This window comes from Catenulispora pinisilvae (assembly GCF_015356865.1).
Taxonomy (GTDB): Bacteria; Actinomycetota; Actinomycetes; order Streptomycetales; family Catenulisporaceae; genus Catenulispora; species Catenulispora pinisilvae.
The window spans coordinates 1-16042 of sequence record NZ_JAAFZA010000094.1; the positions used below are offsets into that span (position 1 = coordinate 1).

The window sequence follows — 16042 nt, forward strand, 5'->3', positions numbered from 1 at the left end:
TCCCGGCCCTGGCCCCCGCCGACCCCACCCACACCGCCGCCGGCACCGCACTGTCGGTCTGGGGCATCACCAGCGAACAGACCCGCGGACTGGTGGTCCTGGACGTCTCCGGCTCCATGGGCATGACCGTCGACGGCCAGTTCGACCCCGCCACCCACGCCCCACTGACCCGGCTCCAGGTCACCGCCGCCGCCTGCGTGGCCGGACTACCGATGTTCGGCGACAGCTCCGAACTCGGACTGTGGACCTTCACCACCAAGGACGCCGCCGACGGCGGCGGCACGGTCCACACCGAACTGGTGCCGATGGGCCCACTGTCGGCACAGGTCGCGAACGGCCAGTCCCGGCGCGCGGCACTGAACACGGCACTGGGACAGGTGACGATCCAGCCGGGCAGCCGCAACGGGCTCTACGACACCATCCTGGACGCCTACCAGACGGTGCTGACCGGCTGGGCGCCGAACGAGTCCAACGCGATCGTGGTGTTCACCGACGGCAAGGACGACGGCCTGAACTCGATGACCGCCGACCAGCTGATCACCAAGCTCGACGCGCTGAAGGCGGCCAACCCGAACCACCCGGTCCGGGTGATGATCGTGGCCCTGGGCAGCGGCGTGGACCTCACCACGCTGTCGAAGATCACCGCCGCCGCCAACGGGCAGGCCCTGCACGCCGACACCCCGGCCGACATCGGCTCCGCGGTGATCGCCGGGTTCGCCGGACGGCTGTCTGATCAGTGAGTGGCGGGTTGGCTCGGGGCCGGTTCGCGGCTTGGCTCAGCGCTGACTCGGGGGCTGGCTCGGGGGCCGGCTCCCGGGCTCGCTCGCGGATCGGCCGGCGAGCCGCTTCCCGCGCTGGTCCGCGGGCTGATGCTATAGCGGATTGGTATATCAGTTCGATACATTAGGAGCGCCGCGATGGCCTTCGCGACGATCGGATGTCGATCTGGACCGAACGCGACCACGAGATCACCGATCTTTAGAGCGACCGAGGATTGGTGGCCGGGCGGGCTGAGCGACATTGGGAAACCAGCGTCGGAGCTCCGAGCCTGGCCGCACCGGTGCCTTGCGGCGCTGCGCTTGCAAGCCCATCGCCCACGACGCTCGTGCCAATTTGCGCGCAGGCGCGGGCCGGGTCGAGGGCGATGGTCCGGCACGCCCAGCCTCGTTCCCGCCGAGTTTTCCGTGCGCTGCGGCGGCTGCGCCGCCTCGCCAGACCGGCCACCAATCCTCGGTCGCTCTTAGGCAAGCCGCCCCTAAGAGACAACACCGACGAAAGCAAAGCTCAAAGGGAACTCAGGGCAACGAACCACTGACCACCCGCTTGCGTCTAGTCAGTAGTGACTATGCAAGCGAGCCTCGGGGCCACACCAGAGCACTACATTCCCCGAATGCCCGAGTCACGTGACCGGATTTCCCTGCGCGGAACGGTGTGACGCGCGACACTAGGAGCACTGGTTCAGACCACACCTCGAACCACGGCACGGCGACCGCCTGAAACGGCCGCCCCGACGACGAAGAAGAAGTACGACCATGACAACGATGACCGCCCACCGGCCCGGCTCCGCGCACGTGTGCCACCACCTCCCCTGCTGTCCAGGCTCGACCGCCCCCGACCGGGACGCCGCCCTGGTCGTGTCCGCACACCCGGAGCAGGGCTGGTCCCTGCTGTGCAACGGGATCGTGTCCTTCGACGACACCGGCGAGCTGCTGCCCGACGGCCAGGCGATCGCCCCGCACCGCCCGACGGACCGCTTCGCAGCCTGAGGCACCATGCCCGACTAGCGCTCAACCTGCATTCGGCCAGTACTCGACCAGTAATCATCAGAGACGACCGATAATCGCCTCACCGCCTATCCGTCCATAGAACAGACCCACCCGGGGGAGATCCGGGTCCGGCCATCCGGACCCGCCGGCCCTCGGTGCTGATCCCACTTTCTTCTGGGACCGCTGACTTCTGGGACGGCTGATCGATCCGGCATCGACAGCCAGACCCGCCCGCCGCGAGACGTTCCGCCGCGGCAACGGCGTTCTAGGAAGCCGCTGAGCTTCCCGCCTGATATCCCCCCTGTAGCTTTTCGGGCTCTGAAATGCCCTACCCCAGCGCTGCGGCGAACGTGTCGCGATGCCGTCCGATGTGGTCGATGTTCCGCAGGTAGTAGCTGTCGTGGCCCTCCGCGACGTGCCGGGAGAACGCCGGATGACCCGCGGCAGCCTGCGCCCGCATGAAACCCACCAGGTGATCCAGCCGCGCGATGACGGTGTCGAGCAGCACGGCCCGGTCCCCGGCGGCGAGGTCGTAGGCGTCGGCGAACAACGCCAGGCGCCGGGCCTGTTCCACGGCGGGTGCGCCGTCCTCGACGAGTTGGACGAAGCGGTAGGCCGCGTAGGCGACGTCCCAGACCCGCGGCGCCGGGTGCGCGGTGTCGAAGTCGATCAGGGCCACCGGATGGCCGCTCCGGAAGACGGTGTTGTAGGGCGCGACGTCTCCATGGCAGACCACTTCCGCCGGTTCGCGGGGCTCGAAGTACCAGGCGGCGTCCGGCGGCGGGACGAAGCCGAGGCTCGCGTCGTGCAGGACCCGGAGCAGGACCGCCACTTCGACGAGCACTTCATCGGGAACCACGGCCTCCGAATCCGGGACTTCGCCCGGCAGGAAGTCGAGGATCTCGCGCCCTTCGGCGTCGAAGCCGTGAGCGCGCGGCGCACCGGCGAAGCCTTTCGCCGCGAGGTGTTCCAGCAGCGCGTGGACGGCCGGCGACCACTGCCCCGCCGGCCGATGGACGCGGTCGCCGATTCGCAGGACGGTGTTCACCCCGCCGGCCATGGGTTCGCTGGTCATTCGGAGATGGTGCCATGCGGGTGGTTGGCCGCCAGCGGCTGGGTGGTTTTGGTTGAGTCGCTCAGCGGTGATCTTAAGGGCCTGTTATTGCGCGATCAATCCGCCGGTTGCGGCCCGCGCCTGGCCACCCGCGCACTAGGCTTGTCCGATGACCAAAATGTCCGCGCCCGACGCCCCGACTCCGGCCCTGCTGCGCGATCCCGCGCTGGTCGGGACGACCTTCGTGGTGCTGGACTTCGAAGGCACGACGCCGCGTGGGTACTCCCCCGAGCCGGTCGAGGTCGCCGCGATCGCGCTGCGCCGGGACGGCGATGACGGCGACGGTGACGGTCGCGACGGCGGCACCGGCCACCGCTGGCAACAGCTCTGGTCCTTCGACGCGCTGATGAAGCCGCCGGCCCACGCCGCCGTCACCGACTTCGACACCTTGCAACACGGCATCACCGCCGCGATGGTCGCCGACCGTCCGGGCGCGGCCACCGTACTCGCGCAGTTCGACGCCCAGGTGGGCGCCGGGCCGCACCTGCTCGTGGCGCACAACACCACCATGGAGGGCGGGATCATCTACCGGTACCGGGACGACTGCCCGGCGCTGGCGGCCACGCACCTGCTCGACACCGTGAAGCTGGCACGGGCCCTGCTGCCGGACGCGCCGGGCTACGGCCTGGACGCGCTGATCGACCACCTGCGCCTGCCCCGGCCGGCCACCCGGCACCGGGCGATGCCCGACGTCGAGGTGACCGTCGCGCTGTTCGAGCAGCTGCTGGAGGTGGCCGCCACCCGCGGGCTGCGAGACCTGGCCGATGTCGTCAGGGTCTGCGGATCCACTGCCAAGGCGACGCTCCCGATTCAGGACTCGATCTTCTGATCCGGCCGGTCTGACTCGATCGGTCTGACTCCGATCACTCTGACCTCCAGTGCTGCTTCGACTTCAAATGCTGCCTTGGCTTCTCAGGTGCTGCTTCGACTTCAAGTGCCGTATTCGCTTCTCCCTCTCCCTCGGCGTTCGCTATGATCGGCCCCATGTTCATCACCTCACGTGCGTAAGGACCCACGTCGACCGCTGCGGCCACCGGCCGTGTCGCGGTCCGTCGGCGTCCCCGCAAGTGATCTCACGGTGAGGAACAACTCCCTTGTCTTCGTACCTGGCGGTACTCCGCCTGCCCTCCGCCGCGCGCACATTCGCCACGGCCCTCATCGGACGGCTGTCCTACGGCACGGTCTTCCTGTCCATGACCCTCGCACTGGCCTCCGGCCCCGGCTCCGTCGGGCGTGCCGGCGCGGTCGTGGCCGTCTTCGCGCTGTCCGTGGCCGCCCTGGCACCCCTGCGCGCCCGCCTGATCGACCGGCACGGCATCCGGCGTGTGCTGCTGCCCCTGGCGCTGTCCTACGCCGCCGCACTGCTGGGCATCACGGCCGCCACCTGGCGCCCCGGCGCACCGCTCTGGCTCCTCGAAACCCTCGCCCTCGCCGCCGGCGCCGCGGCTCCGCCGCTGGGGCCGACCATGCGCACCCTGTGGCGAACGATGTGCGGCGATGACCAAGCCCTGATGCAGCGGGCGTTCAGCCTGGACACGGTCGCCGAGGAGGTGATCGGGGTCAGCGGGCCGCTGCTGGTCGGGCTGCTGATCCTGGTCGCGAACCCGGCGGTCGGGGTGCTGCTCAGCGCGGTGCTGGTGGCGGTGGGGACGGTCGCGATGATGACGTCGCCGGTGGTCGGGCTGGCTTCGACCGCTGCTCGGGCGACGGGCAGCGAGCGAGGCACACGGGCCGGTCGGGTCCGGGTCCGGGACCGAAACCGGGACCAAAACGGGAACCGGAACCGGAACCGGGGCACGCTGTCGCGGATCGCCGAGCCGGTGTTCGCCGCGACCGGTGTGGGGCTGGGCCTCGGCGCGCAGAGCCTGGCGATCGTGGCCTTCGCGATGCGGCACCATCAGCCCTCAGCGATAGCCTGGGCCGACGCCGGTATGTCAGTCGGCAGCATCCTCGGCGGCCTCGTCTACGGCACCGTCGACTGGCCGATCCCCAGCCGCGCCCGGCTCCCACTCCTGACCGCCGCCCTCGGCCTGAGTATCGCGGCCGCCGGACTCGCGCCGAATGTCTGGACCCTGACGGCCATCACCACCGCCACCGGCCTGTTCGTGTCGCCGCTGATGACCTGCGCCTACCTCGTCGGCGACGAGCTCGCCGCCGAACAGTCCCGCACCAGCGCCGGCATGTGGGTCAACAACGCCTACAACGCCGGTTCCTCGGCCGGCTACGCGGCGATGGGACCGGCGCTGGCCCGCCTGTCGCTGTCTGGATGCTTCGCCCTGGCGGCCGCCCCGGTGCTGCTGGCCGCGGGCACGGCCCGGATCTGGCGCGTCCGGATCACGAAGGCGACGCCGAACGCCGCAGTAGCGATCGCCGAGGCATCGGCGCAGGCACCGGCGACATCAGCCGCTGTCTAGCGAAACGCCGGCGCCCCGCAGACCACGAACTCGGTCTGCGGGGCGCCGGCGCACCATGGCTCGCTCAAGCCACCAACGCATGGCTCGCTCAAGCTCGCTCAAGCCATCGGCGTACTCAGTCCTCGAAAGCCTCCGGGGCGGGGCAAGAACAAACCAAGTTCCGGTCCCCGTAAGCCCCGTCGATGCGCCGCACCGGCGGCCAGTACTTGTCCGCCGGGTTCACTCCGGCCGGGAACACGGCCTCGGCTCGCTCGTAGCCGTGCTTCCAGTCCCCGGCCAGCATCGCCGCCGTGTGCGGGGCCTGGCGCAGGGGGTTGTCCTCGCGGTCCAGGTCGCCGGCGGCGACGCGGTCGATTTCGCGCTTGACGGCCAGCATCGCGTCGCAGAAGCGGTCGAGCTCGGCCAGGTCTTCGCTCTCGGTGGGCTCGATCATCAGGGTGCCGGCCACCGGGAAGGACATGGTCGGGGCGTGGAAGCCGTAGTCGATCAGGCGCTTGGCCACGTCGTCGACGGTGACGCCGGTGTCCTTGGTGATCTGGCGCAGGTCGATGATGCACTCGTGCGCCACCAGGCCGTTGGGGCCGGTGTAGAGGACCGGGTAGTGGTCCGACAGGCGCTTGGCGACGTAGTTGGCGGCGAGGATGGCGTGCTGGGTGGCGCTGCGCAGACCCTCGGCGCCCATCAGGCGGATGTAGGCCCACGGGATCGGCAGGATGCCCGCGGAACCCCACGGGGCCGCGGAGACCGGGCCGACGCCGCCGCCTTCGGGACGAGGCCCGGCGACCGGGTGCAGGGGGTGGTTGGGCAGGTACGGCGCCAGGTGGGCGCGGACGCCGACCGGGCCGACGCCGGGGCCGCCGCCGCCGTGCGGGATGCAGAAGGTCTTGTGCAGGTTCAGGTGCGAGACGTCGCCGCCGAAGGAGCCGGGCTTGGCCAGGCCGACCATGGCGTTCAGGTTCGCGCCGTCCACGTAGACCTGGCCGCCGGCGGCGTGCACCAGGGCGCAGATCTCGGTGACCTCCTCCTCGAACACGCCGTGCGTGGAGGGGTAGGTGATCATCAGGACGCTGAGCTCGTCCCGGTGCTTGTCGATCTTCGCCTTCAGATCCGTGACGTCCACCGAGCCGTCCACCCGGGCGGCCACGACCACCACCCGCATGCCGGCCATCACCGCGCTGGCGGCGTTGGTGCCGTGCGCCGAGGACGGGATCAGGCACACGTCGCGCTGCCCCTGGCCGTGGTCGCGGTGGTAGGCGCGGACGGCCAGCAGCCCGGCCAGCTCGCCCTGCGAGCCGGCGTTCGGCTGCACCGAGACCCGGGCGTAGCCGGTCACCTCGGCCAGCCAGCCCTCCAGCTGGCCGATCAACGACAGGTAGCCCGAGGCCTGCTCCAGCGGGGCGAAGGGGTGGATCGCGCCGAACTCGGGCCAGGTGATCGGCTCCATCTCGGCGGTCGCGTTCAGCTTCATCGTGCAGGAGCCGAGCGGGATCATCGAGCGGTCCAGGGCGATGTCGCGGTCGGCGAGCTTGCGCAGGTAGCGAAGCATCGCGGTCTCGGAGCGGTGCGCGCGGAAGACCGGGTGGGTCAGGAAGTCGGTGGTGCGCTGGTGGGCGCCGAGCGCGTCCTCGGTGGCGGCGTCGAGCTCGTGGACGCCCGCCGCCTCCTTGCCGGTGACCCCGAAGGCCGCCCAGACGGCCCGCAGGTCGGCCCAGTCGGTCGTCTCGTCGCAGGACACGCCGACGGTGTCCTCGTCGACCAGCCGCAGGTTCACGCCGGCGGTCAGCGCGGCCCGCCAGACCTCGGCGGCCCGGCCCGGGACCCGCACGGTCAGGGTGTCGAAGAAGGCGGTGGGCACGACCTCGGCCCCGGCCTCGCGCAGCCCGGCGGCCAGGACGGCGGTGTAGCGGTGAGTGCGGCGGGCGATCGCGGTCAGGCCCTCGGGACCGTGGTAGACCGCGTACATACCGGCGATCACGGCCAGCAGAACCTGCGCGGTGCAGATGTTGGACGTGGCCTTCTCGCGCCGGATGTGCTGCTCGCGGGTCTGCAACGCCAGCCGCAGCGCCTGATCCCCGTCGGCGTCCACGGACACCCCGACCAGGCGGCCGGGCAGCGAGCGGGACAGGTTCTCGCGGACGGCCATGTAGCCGGCGTGCGGTCCGCCGAAGCCCAGCGGCACACCGAAGCGCTGCGTGGAGCCGACCGCGATGTCGGCCCCGGCCTCGCCGGGTGAGGTGAGCAGGGTCAGGGACAGGATGTCGGCGGCGACCGCGACCAGCATGCCGCGCTCATGGGCCGCCGCGGCGATCGCCGTGAGGTCACGCACCTGGCCGGAGGCGCCGGGGTACTGGACCAGCACGCCGTAGAAGTCGCCCTCGGGCAGCTGGTCGGCGTTCAGGTCGGCGAGCGCCAGCTCGATCCCCAGCGGCTCGGCCCGGGTCTGGAGCACGGCCAGCGTCTGCGGGAAGACGTCGGCGTCGACCAGGAACCGCGGCGACTTGGACTTGCTGGCGCGCCGGGCCAGGGTCATGGCCTCGGCGGCGGCGGTGGCCTCGTCCAGCAGGGAGGCGTTGGCCACCGGCAGCCCGGCCAGGTCGGCGACCACGGTCTGGAAGTTGAGCAGCGCCTCCAGCCGGCCCTGGGAGATCTCCGGCTGGTAGGGGGTGTAGGCGGTGTACCAGGCCGGGTTCTCCAGCACGTTGCGCAGGATCACCGGCGGGGTGAAGGTGCCGTGGTACCCCAGGCCGATCATCGGCCGGAAGACCCGGTTGCGGCCGGCGATGTCCCGCAGCTCGGTCAGCACCTCGGCCTCCGAGCGGGCCGGCGGCAGGTTCAGGCGCTCGGTGAGCCGGATGGAGCCGGGGACCGCGGCCTCGGTGAGCGCGTCGAGCGAGTCGTAGCCGAGCAGGGCCAGCATGTGCGCGGCGGCGGCCGGGTCCGGACCGATGTGTCGGTCGGCGAAGGGGGAACTCTGTTCCAGTTCGACCAGCGTGGGCCGGGCGGCGGTCGCGGCCGACTTGGAACCGGCGGCCTGGTCGGCGGCACGGTCGGAGGTCGGGTCGGCGGACTGGGCGGGCACCGCGCCGGCGCCGGAGTCGTCTCCGGCCGCGCCGTGCAGATCCGTGAGCACTGCGGTCACTGTTGTGGCCTCTCAGGCGGACGCTCTTAGACGTCGGGTGGTGGATTCGCGCCTCCCGCGGATCCGTCCTCCCCCTCTGTCATGGAACCTGAGAGTTTCACCGCGGGCGGCCTGAACCGACCCACGGCTTACACCGTCGGTGAGGGCTTCCCAGAAGGTCCGCCCTACTTTCCAGAGTTGCCTGCCCGAACGGTCCGTTTGCCTGAGAGTTTCCGGGGAGGGTTGCTCCTTCGGCGCCCACGAGAGGTCTCTCCCGTTCGAGGTAGTCAGCACTTACGAAGGTACCAGCGCCCCCACCGCCTGTTCTAATCCCGTTAACCGTTTGCCGTAACCATCCACCGGTGCTGAGCTGACCCGATGACCTCCCCCACCCCCGACGAAGACCTCCTAACGATCTTCGACACCAGGATGCGCGCCACCGCCGAGCCGGACGAACCCGGCGCCCGCATCGAACACGCCGCCGGCATCCGCCGCCAAATAGGCGCACACCCCACGGACTGGCACGGCATCCTCTACTCCGACCTGAACGCCACCACCGCCGACGCCGCGATCCAGGCACAGATCACCCACTTCCGAGCCCTCGGCACGGACTTCGAGTGGAAGCACTACCGCCACGACCAGCCCACGGATCTGGCCCACCGGCTACAAGCCGCCGGCTTCGTGGCCGACGCCCCGGAAACCCTGTTCGTGGCGGAGATCACACAGCTCTCGGGCCCCGGGCAACCCGACGCCGGCCTGTCGGAATCCCTCCCGGACGGCATCTCCCTCCGCCCGGTCACCACCGAGGCCGACGCCGACCTGGTCGGCGAAGCATCCGACGCCGCATTCGGCAGCGGCGGCGCCCGAGCCCGCGACCGCGTCCTAGCCCGCCTGGCCGACGACCCGCAGACCGTGTGGACCTGGCTGGCCATGGCCGGCGACCAACCAGTGAGCGCCGCCCGCATGCTGGTCCACCCCGGCACCGGCTTCGCCAGCCTGTGGGGCGGCGGCACCGCCCCGCAATGGCGCGGACGCGGCATCTACCGGGCACTGGTGGCCCGGCGAATGCGGGTGGCCGCGGGCTTGGGGTGCGAGTACTTGCAGGTGGACGCGACGGATATGAGCCGACCGATTCTGGAGCGGCTGGGGTTTCGGGCTTTGAGTGTGACGACGCCTTACGAGTTCCGGCTCTGATCAGTCGACAGGGACCTGCGGGACTGTCGCTCCATTGGCGTGGCCGTTTCGGAGCAGCGTGGTCCTTCCACCGAGCAGCAAGGACATCACCATCCGATCCTCGCCAGGGCCGAAGTGATTCATGCCCTCTCCGGTGACGATGAAGCCGGAGATCTCGTAGAGGCGCCGGGCGATCTTGTTTCTCGGCTTGACCAGGAGACGGATGACTTCCATGTCGTGATCCTGCAGATGCTGGATGGTCGCCCAAAGCAGCAGCTGGCCCCAGCCGCGCCGCTGCCGCTGGGGGGTGGATCGCCATCCCGACGATCCATCCGACGGTGGGATCCTCGCCACGGGCGTTCACAGAGTGCGCCCAGACGCCCTCGTCATCTTCGGCCAGCAGCCACAGGGCCCCGGACGGATCAAAGATCACGTCGAGCGCGCTACGCGTCAGGCTGTTGGTTCCGAACGCGGTGGCTTCCAACTCGGCGATCGCGGACAGATCGCTCTTCTTGACGCCGCGCAGCCGCGGAGAATCGTAAGCCTCCATCTCACTACCCATTCCCATGTATCAGACCCCTGTAACCGGGTAAGGCTGTCGCTGGTAGAGGCCCGCAGCTGGTCAGGGGGACACGGCATTGAGAACCAACCCAAGGCAACACATCCTGGACACGTGGCGGGCCTTCGCGCGCGCGACGTTCGGTAGCGGGGAGTGGGCCTGGGGTGGTCGCTACCCGTCGAACAGCATCAGCGATGCCGAACAGATCTTGATCCTCCTCTACCCCGCGACCGAGGTCGCCGGGTTCCGGCTGGACCGGCCGGACTCCATCGAGGACGACGTGCTCGCGGTGCTCAGACCCATGGGCAGCGGCCTGGACATCCCGATGCGGATGCTGGAGGCGATGGAGCAGTACCTGGCGCGCTACACCGACGACGACGGCGGTCCGACCTTCACCGGCGGTTCCTATCTGCTGGCCGAGAACCCGGACGAGGAGGTGAAGCAGGAGCAGTACGCCTACGACATCACCGAGTCGTACTCGATCTCCGTCACCCTCTGTCTGTCTGCGAAGGGCTTCCTGCGCGAGTTCCAGCGGACGGTCGAGCGGCGCGAGCTTCAGAACCGGATCGAGGCCGTGATCCTGGCCATGGACGCGCGCCTGACTGCGGCCATGGTCGGCCTGCTGCGCTCGTTCGTCGTCAACGTCCTGGACCCCGACTCCCCGGCCGAGGCCGTACTGCTGCGCACGGTCAGCCAGGGCCGGGTCGTGGGCCGGACGCTGACCCAGGACCTGCGCGGTCGGTTGCAGCCGGTCCGCGACAAGCTGCCGGAGCTGACCTTCGGCCTGCCGCCGGAGAACGAACAGATGCTGCGGGACTATCCCGAGCGCTTCTTCGAGTGCGGTTGGGCGTGGGGGGTGGCACAGGACGCCACCGACATCGATCTGGCGGCCGCCGAAGGTGTGAAGCAGCCCCATGGCATCGCCGAATCGCGTCCGCTGCTGCACTTCACGGTCAACGCCCTCGACGGTCTGGCCGACCTCTTCTCCACCCGCACCTCGCGCCAAGGCCTGCTGACCTCCGAACAGCAGTCCCTGCGCGAGGCCCTGAACCTGCGCTGGGGTCTGGCGTTGCAGTACTGGTCCACGATCGCGACTTTCGGCTCCGGCCGCTGGGCGATCGAGGACGTGCCGTGGGAGGCGACCACCGGCCAGAGCTCGCCGTACTTCACCGAACTGGTGCTCGCGATCGTCGCGATGGCACAGCAGGGTGGCACCCTGTCCGGCACGATCGGACGGAGCGTCGCCGTGCTCGAGGAACTGGGCCAGCGCGGTCTGGTGAGCCGGCGCGCGGCCGAGGACGACCGCGGCGTGCTGCTGCACGATCCCGGCGTCCTGATGCGCTTGGGCGGATCAGAGCTGGAAGGGCCGGCGTTGGCCTGGTCCTATAACGGTTTCGCCGCCGCCTTGGCCAAGACGGCGCTGCGCGTCGCGAACGTCAGCGGCAGCCGCCGGAACCGGGCCCGCCTCATCGAGGTCGCGGACGCCTCGGTGGAGCACCTGCTGGCCCGGCGCCAACAATCCGACGGGCTTTGGGACCACCCCGCCAACATCTACCCCCGCCTCGCGCCGGCGCCCGCCACTCCGGCCTGGGACATGACCGAACGCTCCGTCGAGGTCTTCGTCGCCGCGGCCGCGCTGGTCAGCGCCCCGCCGGTGGCCGACCAAGGCCAGGTGGACCAGGCCAACAACAAGATCGCCGAGGCCCGGCACATCCTGGACCAGGAGCGTCTGACCACCCCCACGGCCGGCGGCTCGCAGGAACAGAAGTTGCTCCGGGAGGCCGAACAATCGCTGAACCGCGCCGACTCGCTGGCCGGCGAGCGGCCGGCGACGGCCGCAGCGCTGGCCGACAAGGTACTCAGAGACTTGGATGAGCTCGCCTTCGCCCGCCATGCGGCGAGCAGGAGCGCATGACGTGCTGATATTCGCCACCTCCGACAAGGGAGGAACGGGGCGTTCGGTGACCGGTTGCAACATGGCCTACCGACGGGCGTTGCAAGGCGAGGCGGTCGCCTATCTCGACTTCGACTTCGGATCGCCCACCGCCGGCGCGATCTTCGACGTGCCCGAGGCCGAGCGCGGCGTGGACGCCTCGGGCCTGCACTCGTACTTCACCAGGCACACCGAGTCCCAGCAGCTGGACACGGCGCTGCACTCAGACAGCGACACGCTGCGCGACCTGCCGCGCATCTCCGGCGCCGGCCGACTGGTGCTGCTGCCCGGCGACAAGGACGGCGGGGAGTTCTCGATCAGCGCGGACATGCCGGCCCGCTGCGCCCAGCTGTTCCTGAGGCTGGACCGCGAGTTCGACCTGTGCGTCGTCGACCTGTCCGCGGGCCGCTCCTACGCCGTCGACCTGGTCCTGGAGGCCACGGCGCGGCCCGAACTGGCCGCGCTGACCAGCCGCTGGCTGGTCTTCCACCGCTGGACCAAGCAGCACATCCTGGCCGCACACGGCCTGGTGTTCGGCGAGAGGGGATTGCTGAAGGCCGGCGAGCGGCGGGGCCACGACCCGCAGAGGCTGAACAACTCCGTCCGCTACGTCCGCACCGCGGTCGTGGACCTGTGTGTGGATCAGGAGTCGGTGACCCGGCCGGCCCAGGGCGCCTGGCTGCGCGCCTACGACCAGAAGCTGCGCGAGCAGGCCGACAAGCTACGCATGGGCCGCGCGCGCCTCGCGGGACAGATCCCCTTCGACCCGATGCTCCAGTGGAGCGAGCAGGTGATCGACGACTCCGATGTCAGCGGACTGAAGATCGCCAACCAGGCCACCGTGCAGGCCTTCGAGGATCTCGCCGCGAAACTGTCGGACGAGAGATTCTGGGAAGGGCTGTGACGGCCGTGGACGTGAGCTACAACGAGATGACCGAGTCCGCGCGAGTGGCGGCGGTACCGCTGGGCCATCTCTCGGTCGAGACCGGACGCCTGTATCTGGAGGACTTCGCCGACGGCGACCGCAAGATCACCCACCAGCTGGAACAGGTCGCACCATGGTTGGAGGCGGCGACCAAGCGGACCCGCAAGCGGTTCGGCCGCAACGCCCGGATCAGCACCTGCTTCCTGGTCGACGACTACTCGCCGTCCGGCGCAGTGGACGACCAGCCCAAGCCCTCGGAGGTGGTGGACATCGTGACCACCGCCGCCGACCAGGCTGGTTTCAAGATCGACTACCTGGCGCGGGAGGCCGGCTGCGCGGTCGCGTACGAGCGCCCCTATTCCGGCCCGCGCGACCAGAGCGCGCTGGCGGACATCGTCGCCGGACTCATCGTCGAGGAGGCCGCGGTCGGCGCCAACGGCTCGCGGCCGCCGACCGCGCAGACCGGCTGGCTGTCCAACGGCGAGCGCTCCCCGGCCGTCTCGGTGGCCATGGACGCCCCCCAGTGGGAGCCGCCTGAGGAGTTCGGGAAGTACCGGCACTCGGTGTTCGTCGACATCGAGCTGTGGAGCCTGGACCACTACCAGCAGTCCGCGAAGCGTCAGTACTCGTGCTCGCTGCTGTCAGCAGTCTGGCAGCTGCTGCGGCTGGGGCTGCTGCGTGACGCCGGCGACGCGGTCGCCAAGCCCTACCGGTTCGGCGCCGGCGAGGGGTTCCCGGATCTGTGGCAGCAACTGCCGAGCATCACCCAGCTGACGCCGGACGCCGCCCCGTTCGCCGCGTATCAGGCCCTTTCCGTCCTGCCGCCGCACTTCCGCGCGGCCGAACACGCCGCCGAGATCATCGTCGACCACCTGCGCTTCGACAAGACGGTGCTGAAACAGACCGCGGACCGGGCCCGGGACGAGACGAACGCGGTGACGTTGCCCGACAACCCGGCGGGCCGCCTGAGCCACTTGTTCTTCAACGATGTCCATGTCGCCCTCAACGACTGAGCGGGACGGGGGCCCGGCCGTCCCCGACGACGGCGCGCAGCCCCTGCTGGGGTTCGGCGAGGTGCGCACCTGCCTGATCCAGAACCTGGCCGGCCTGTCCCCCTCGGCGAGCGTCGCCCTGATGCAGCTGACGCCCGGCTCCCCGGTGAGCAAGGTGGACCGGCCGACCCGCCGCGTGGTGTCCCCGGAACAGGTCACCGGGGTGGACTGCCGCCTGCACGTGGCGCGCGAGGGCCGGGGCCGGGCGATCGGCACGGTGCTGAGCCACGCGGTCGTGACCAACGGCCGCATCCTTCAGGGCACGGCACACGTGGCCCTCACCTCGGCCACGGCCAAGGAGCGCCGCGAGTGGCGGCACTACCTGCGCCAGCCCGGCGTCATAGAGGTGCTGGGCTCACCGAACCCGCACAACGTCATGGACGGCTACCTCACCGACGTCTCCCCGGCCCGCGGCCTGGACCTGGCCTCGATCAGCGACCGGATCATCGGCGAGGTCCAGCAAAGCAATCGCCTGGACCACACCACCGCCCTGCGCACCGGCACGGCCGTGGTCCGCTGGGCCGCCACGCTCGCCCCACAGCCCCCGCAGGCCAAGCCGACGGTCGGGATAACGAAGAGCGACGTGCCGAACTTCCACGTCATCCGGCTCAACGGATCACCGGAAGACCTGCCGCTGCTGATCCGTTTCTGCGAGGAGTTCGCCCTGCACGAGTGGCTGCTGACCACGGTGCAGGACGTCATCGTGCCGCGCGCCGAAACGGACATCGCCCGCGACCGCGATCCCCTGGACTCGTTGCTGTTCGCGCTCAACGAGTTGGCACCCTTGTGGATGCCGCCCACCCACCTGGGCCCTGACATGAAGGCGTTGTGGGAAGCCATGGAGAGCCGGACACATTACTCGCGGTTGTTCGAGCGCCAGACCGCACGGATCCGCGACCTGCGGGACCAGGTGAAGATAAGGCCGCCTCGAAGGTACTGAGCGCCCCGATCCGGCGTCGACACCGATGCCGCGCTTTCATATTTTCTGTTGATACAGATCGACACTGTATGTTTCATCCGACATACTAGAAGCCGGTCACTGCGGTTCACAGGGGGATGCGATGGATCGGCGGCGCCGCACGGGCGACACGTGGTAGGCGGGTCGGACAGCGACGGCGAAGAACGGCTCACCACGTTCAAGGCACTCGTGGTGTCCCATGCGAACGCCATCGCCGAAGACCTGGAGCGCGGGAAGCGTTACAAGTCGCCGAGCTGGGCGCGTTCCCGGTCGGAGCGGGAGGATCATCGCAGGACCCGCCGCGAGTCCTCCGAGCCGACCGTCATCGCGGACTTCGACCGCATACAGACCGGCGCGCAGCTCAGGTTCGTCTCCGCGGCCGCCGCCGCGCGCCCCGGGGCCTTGGTCCTGAGCGACTTCTACGACCGCGAGGTGCCGTTCAAGCAGCGCTACGGCGACGTGATCGCCACGATGCTGGCCGCGCGCGCGGAAGCCAACGGCAGGGTCCTGCTGTCCGGCGCCGAGGGCGGCGTCATCGCCGGGTCGCTGGAGCAGGCCGGCAGGGAACTCCTGTCCGCGGGGTTTCCCCGGTTCGCCGAGAAGGCTTTCGGCGACGCGGCCGACATCCACGCCCGGTTCAAGAACGCCCGCGCCGAAGACCGATGCGAGTATCTGAAGCTCGGCGCACACCGCAAGACGTATCCGTGGTGGAGGCCGATGCGGTTCATCTGGGCACTGTCCCGCTGGTTCTTCGGCTACGGATACAAGCCGATGCGGCTGCTGCTCTGGATCGCCCTGGTCATCGCCGCGTTCGTGGTCTACTTGCTGCACCTGCCCCGCGATCCGGGGAACACCCGCGGCGACGCCTTCTTCATGGCGGTCCAGAACTTCGTGAACCCGATGGGCCTGGGCGACGTGAAGAGCATCTCCGGCAAATGGGAGTCCGCTTTGGAAGTGGAGACCTACGTCGGCGACATCCTGCGCAACATCTTCTTCGTGCTGCTCATCCGCCGGTGGTTCCGGTTGTGAG

13 protein-coding genes and 2 riboswitches are annotated in these 16042 nt (G+C 69.8%); of the genes, 10 read left to right on the forward strand and 3 right to left on the reverse strand.

Annotated features, from left to right (window positions below; all coding sequences use genetic code 11):
* On the forward strand, positions 1-740 hold a 740-nt coding region (locus tag IZR01_RS24505; RefSeq protein ID WP_228560140.1), incomplete at its 5' end, for a vWA domain-containing protein.
* Positions 741-1571: 831 nt separating this feature from the next.
* Positions 1572-1766: a DUF5999 family protein gene (locus tag IZR01_RS24510; RefSeq protein ID WP_194899836.1), complete on the forward strand. Its 195-nt coding sequence runs from the start codon at positions 1572-1574 to the stop codon at positions 1764-1766.
* Positions 1767-2094: 328 nt separating this feature from the next.
* Here IZR01_RS24510 and IZR01_RS24515 read toward each other — a convergent pair whose 3' ends face one another.
* Positions 2095-2841, reverse strand: coding sequence for a phosphotransferase enzyme family protein (locus tag IZR01_RS24515; protein ID WP_194899835.1), 747 nt, complete (start codon positions 2839-2841; stop codon positions 2095-2097).
* A gap of 148 nt (positions 2842-2989) precedes the next feature.
* Between IZR01_RS24515 and IZR01_RS24520 the strand changes: the two genes are divergently transcribed.
* Together IZR01_RS24520 and IZR01_RS24525 are read left to right on the forward strand one after the other, a co-directional pair.
* Positions 2990-3709 carry a 3'-5' exonuclease gene (locus IZR01_RS24520; protein ID WP_194925223.1) on the forward strand — a complete coding sequence of 240 codons (720 nt, stop codon included), beginning with the start codon at positions 2990-2992 and terminating at the stop codon, positions 3707-3709.
* 265 nt (positions 3710-3974) lie between these two features.
* Positions 3975-5294, forward strand: a complete 1320-nt coding sequence (locus tag IZR01_RS24525; RefSeq protein WP_194925224.1) for an MFS transporter — start codon at positions 3975-3977, stop codon at positions 5292-5294.
* A 115-nt stretch (positions 5295-5409) separates the two neighbouring features.
* Here IZR01_RS24525 and gcvP read toward each other — a convergent pair whose 3' ends face one another.
* Positions 5410-8283, reverse strand: coding sequence for an aminomethyl-transferring glycine dehydrogenase (gene gcvP / locus IZR01_RS24530; protein ID WP_194925236.1), 2874 nt, complete (start codon positions 8281-8283; stop codon positions 5410-5412).
* Between the two features lie 216 nt (positions 8284-8499).
* Positions 8500-8613: riboswitch (glycine riboswitch) on the reverse strand.
* A riboswitch (glycine riboswitch) is annotated at positions 8614-8699 on the reverse strand.
* 91 nt (positions 8700-8790) lie between these two features.
* Here gcvP and IZR01_RS24535 point away from each other — a divergent pair.
* On the forward strand, positions 8791-9606 hold the full coding sequence (locus IZR01_RS24535) for a GNAT family N-acetyltransferase (protein ID WP_194925225.1): 816 nt from the start codon (positions 8791-8793) through the stop codon (positions 9604-9606).
* Here the strand turns inward: IZR01_RS24535 and IZR01_RS24540 are convergent, their stop codons facing one another.
* Positions 9607-9939 carry a GNAT family N-acetyltransferase gene (locus IZR01_RS24540; RefSeq protein ID WP_194925226.1) on the reverse strand — a complete coding sequence of 111 codons (333 nt, stop codon included), beginning with the start codon at positions 9937-9939 and terminating at the stop codon, positions 9607-9609.
* Between the two features lie 284 nt (positions 9940-10223).
* Here IZR01_RS24540 and IZR01_RS24545 point away from each other — a divergent pair, with 284 nt between their 5' ends.
* The 5 genes from IZR01_RS24545 (at position 10224) to IZR01_RS24565 (ending at position 16041) form a co-directional block, all read left to right on the forward strand.
* Complete coding sequence (locus tag IZR01_RS24545; RefSeq protein WP_194925227.1) at positions 10224-12059, forward strand: SCO2524 family protein; 1836 nt, start codon at positions 10224-10226, stop codon at positions 12057-12059.
* 1 nt (position 12060) lies between these two features.
* Positions 12061-12981, forward strand: a complete 921-nt coding sequence (locus IZR01_RS24550) for an SCO2523 family variant P-loop protein (protein WP_194896608.1) — start codon at positions 12061-12063, stop codon at positions 12979-12981.
* Positions 12978-14015, forward strand: a complete 1038-nt coding sequence (locus IZR01_RS24555; protein WP_323746491.1) for an SCO2522 family protein — start codon at positions 12978-12980, stop codon at positions 14013-14015. Before IZR01_RS24550 ends, IZR01_RS24555 begins: the two co-directional genes overlap by 4 nt.
* A complete protein-coding gene (locus tag IZR01_RS24560) occupies positions 13996-14994 on the forward strand; it encodes an SCO2521 family protein (RefSeq protein ID WP_194925228.1) in 999 nt (332 codons plus the stop codon). Before IZR01_RS24555 ends, IZR01_RS24560 begins: the two co-directional genes overlap by 20 nt.
* A gap of 150 nt (positions 14995-15144) precedes the next feature.
* Positions 15145-16041 (forward strand): hypothetical protein, encoded by an 897-nt coding sequence (locus IZR01_RS24565; protein WP_194896610.1) that lies wholly within the window; start codon positions 15145-15147, stop codon positions 16039-16041.
* Position 16042: the final 1 nt, after the last annotated feature.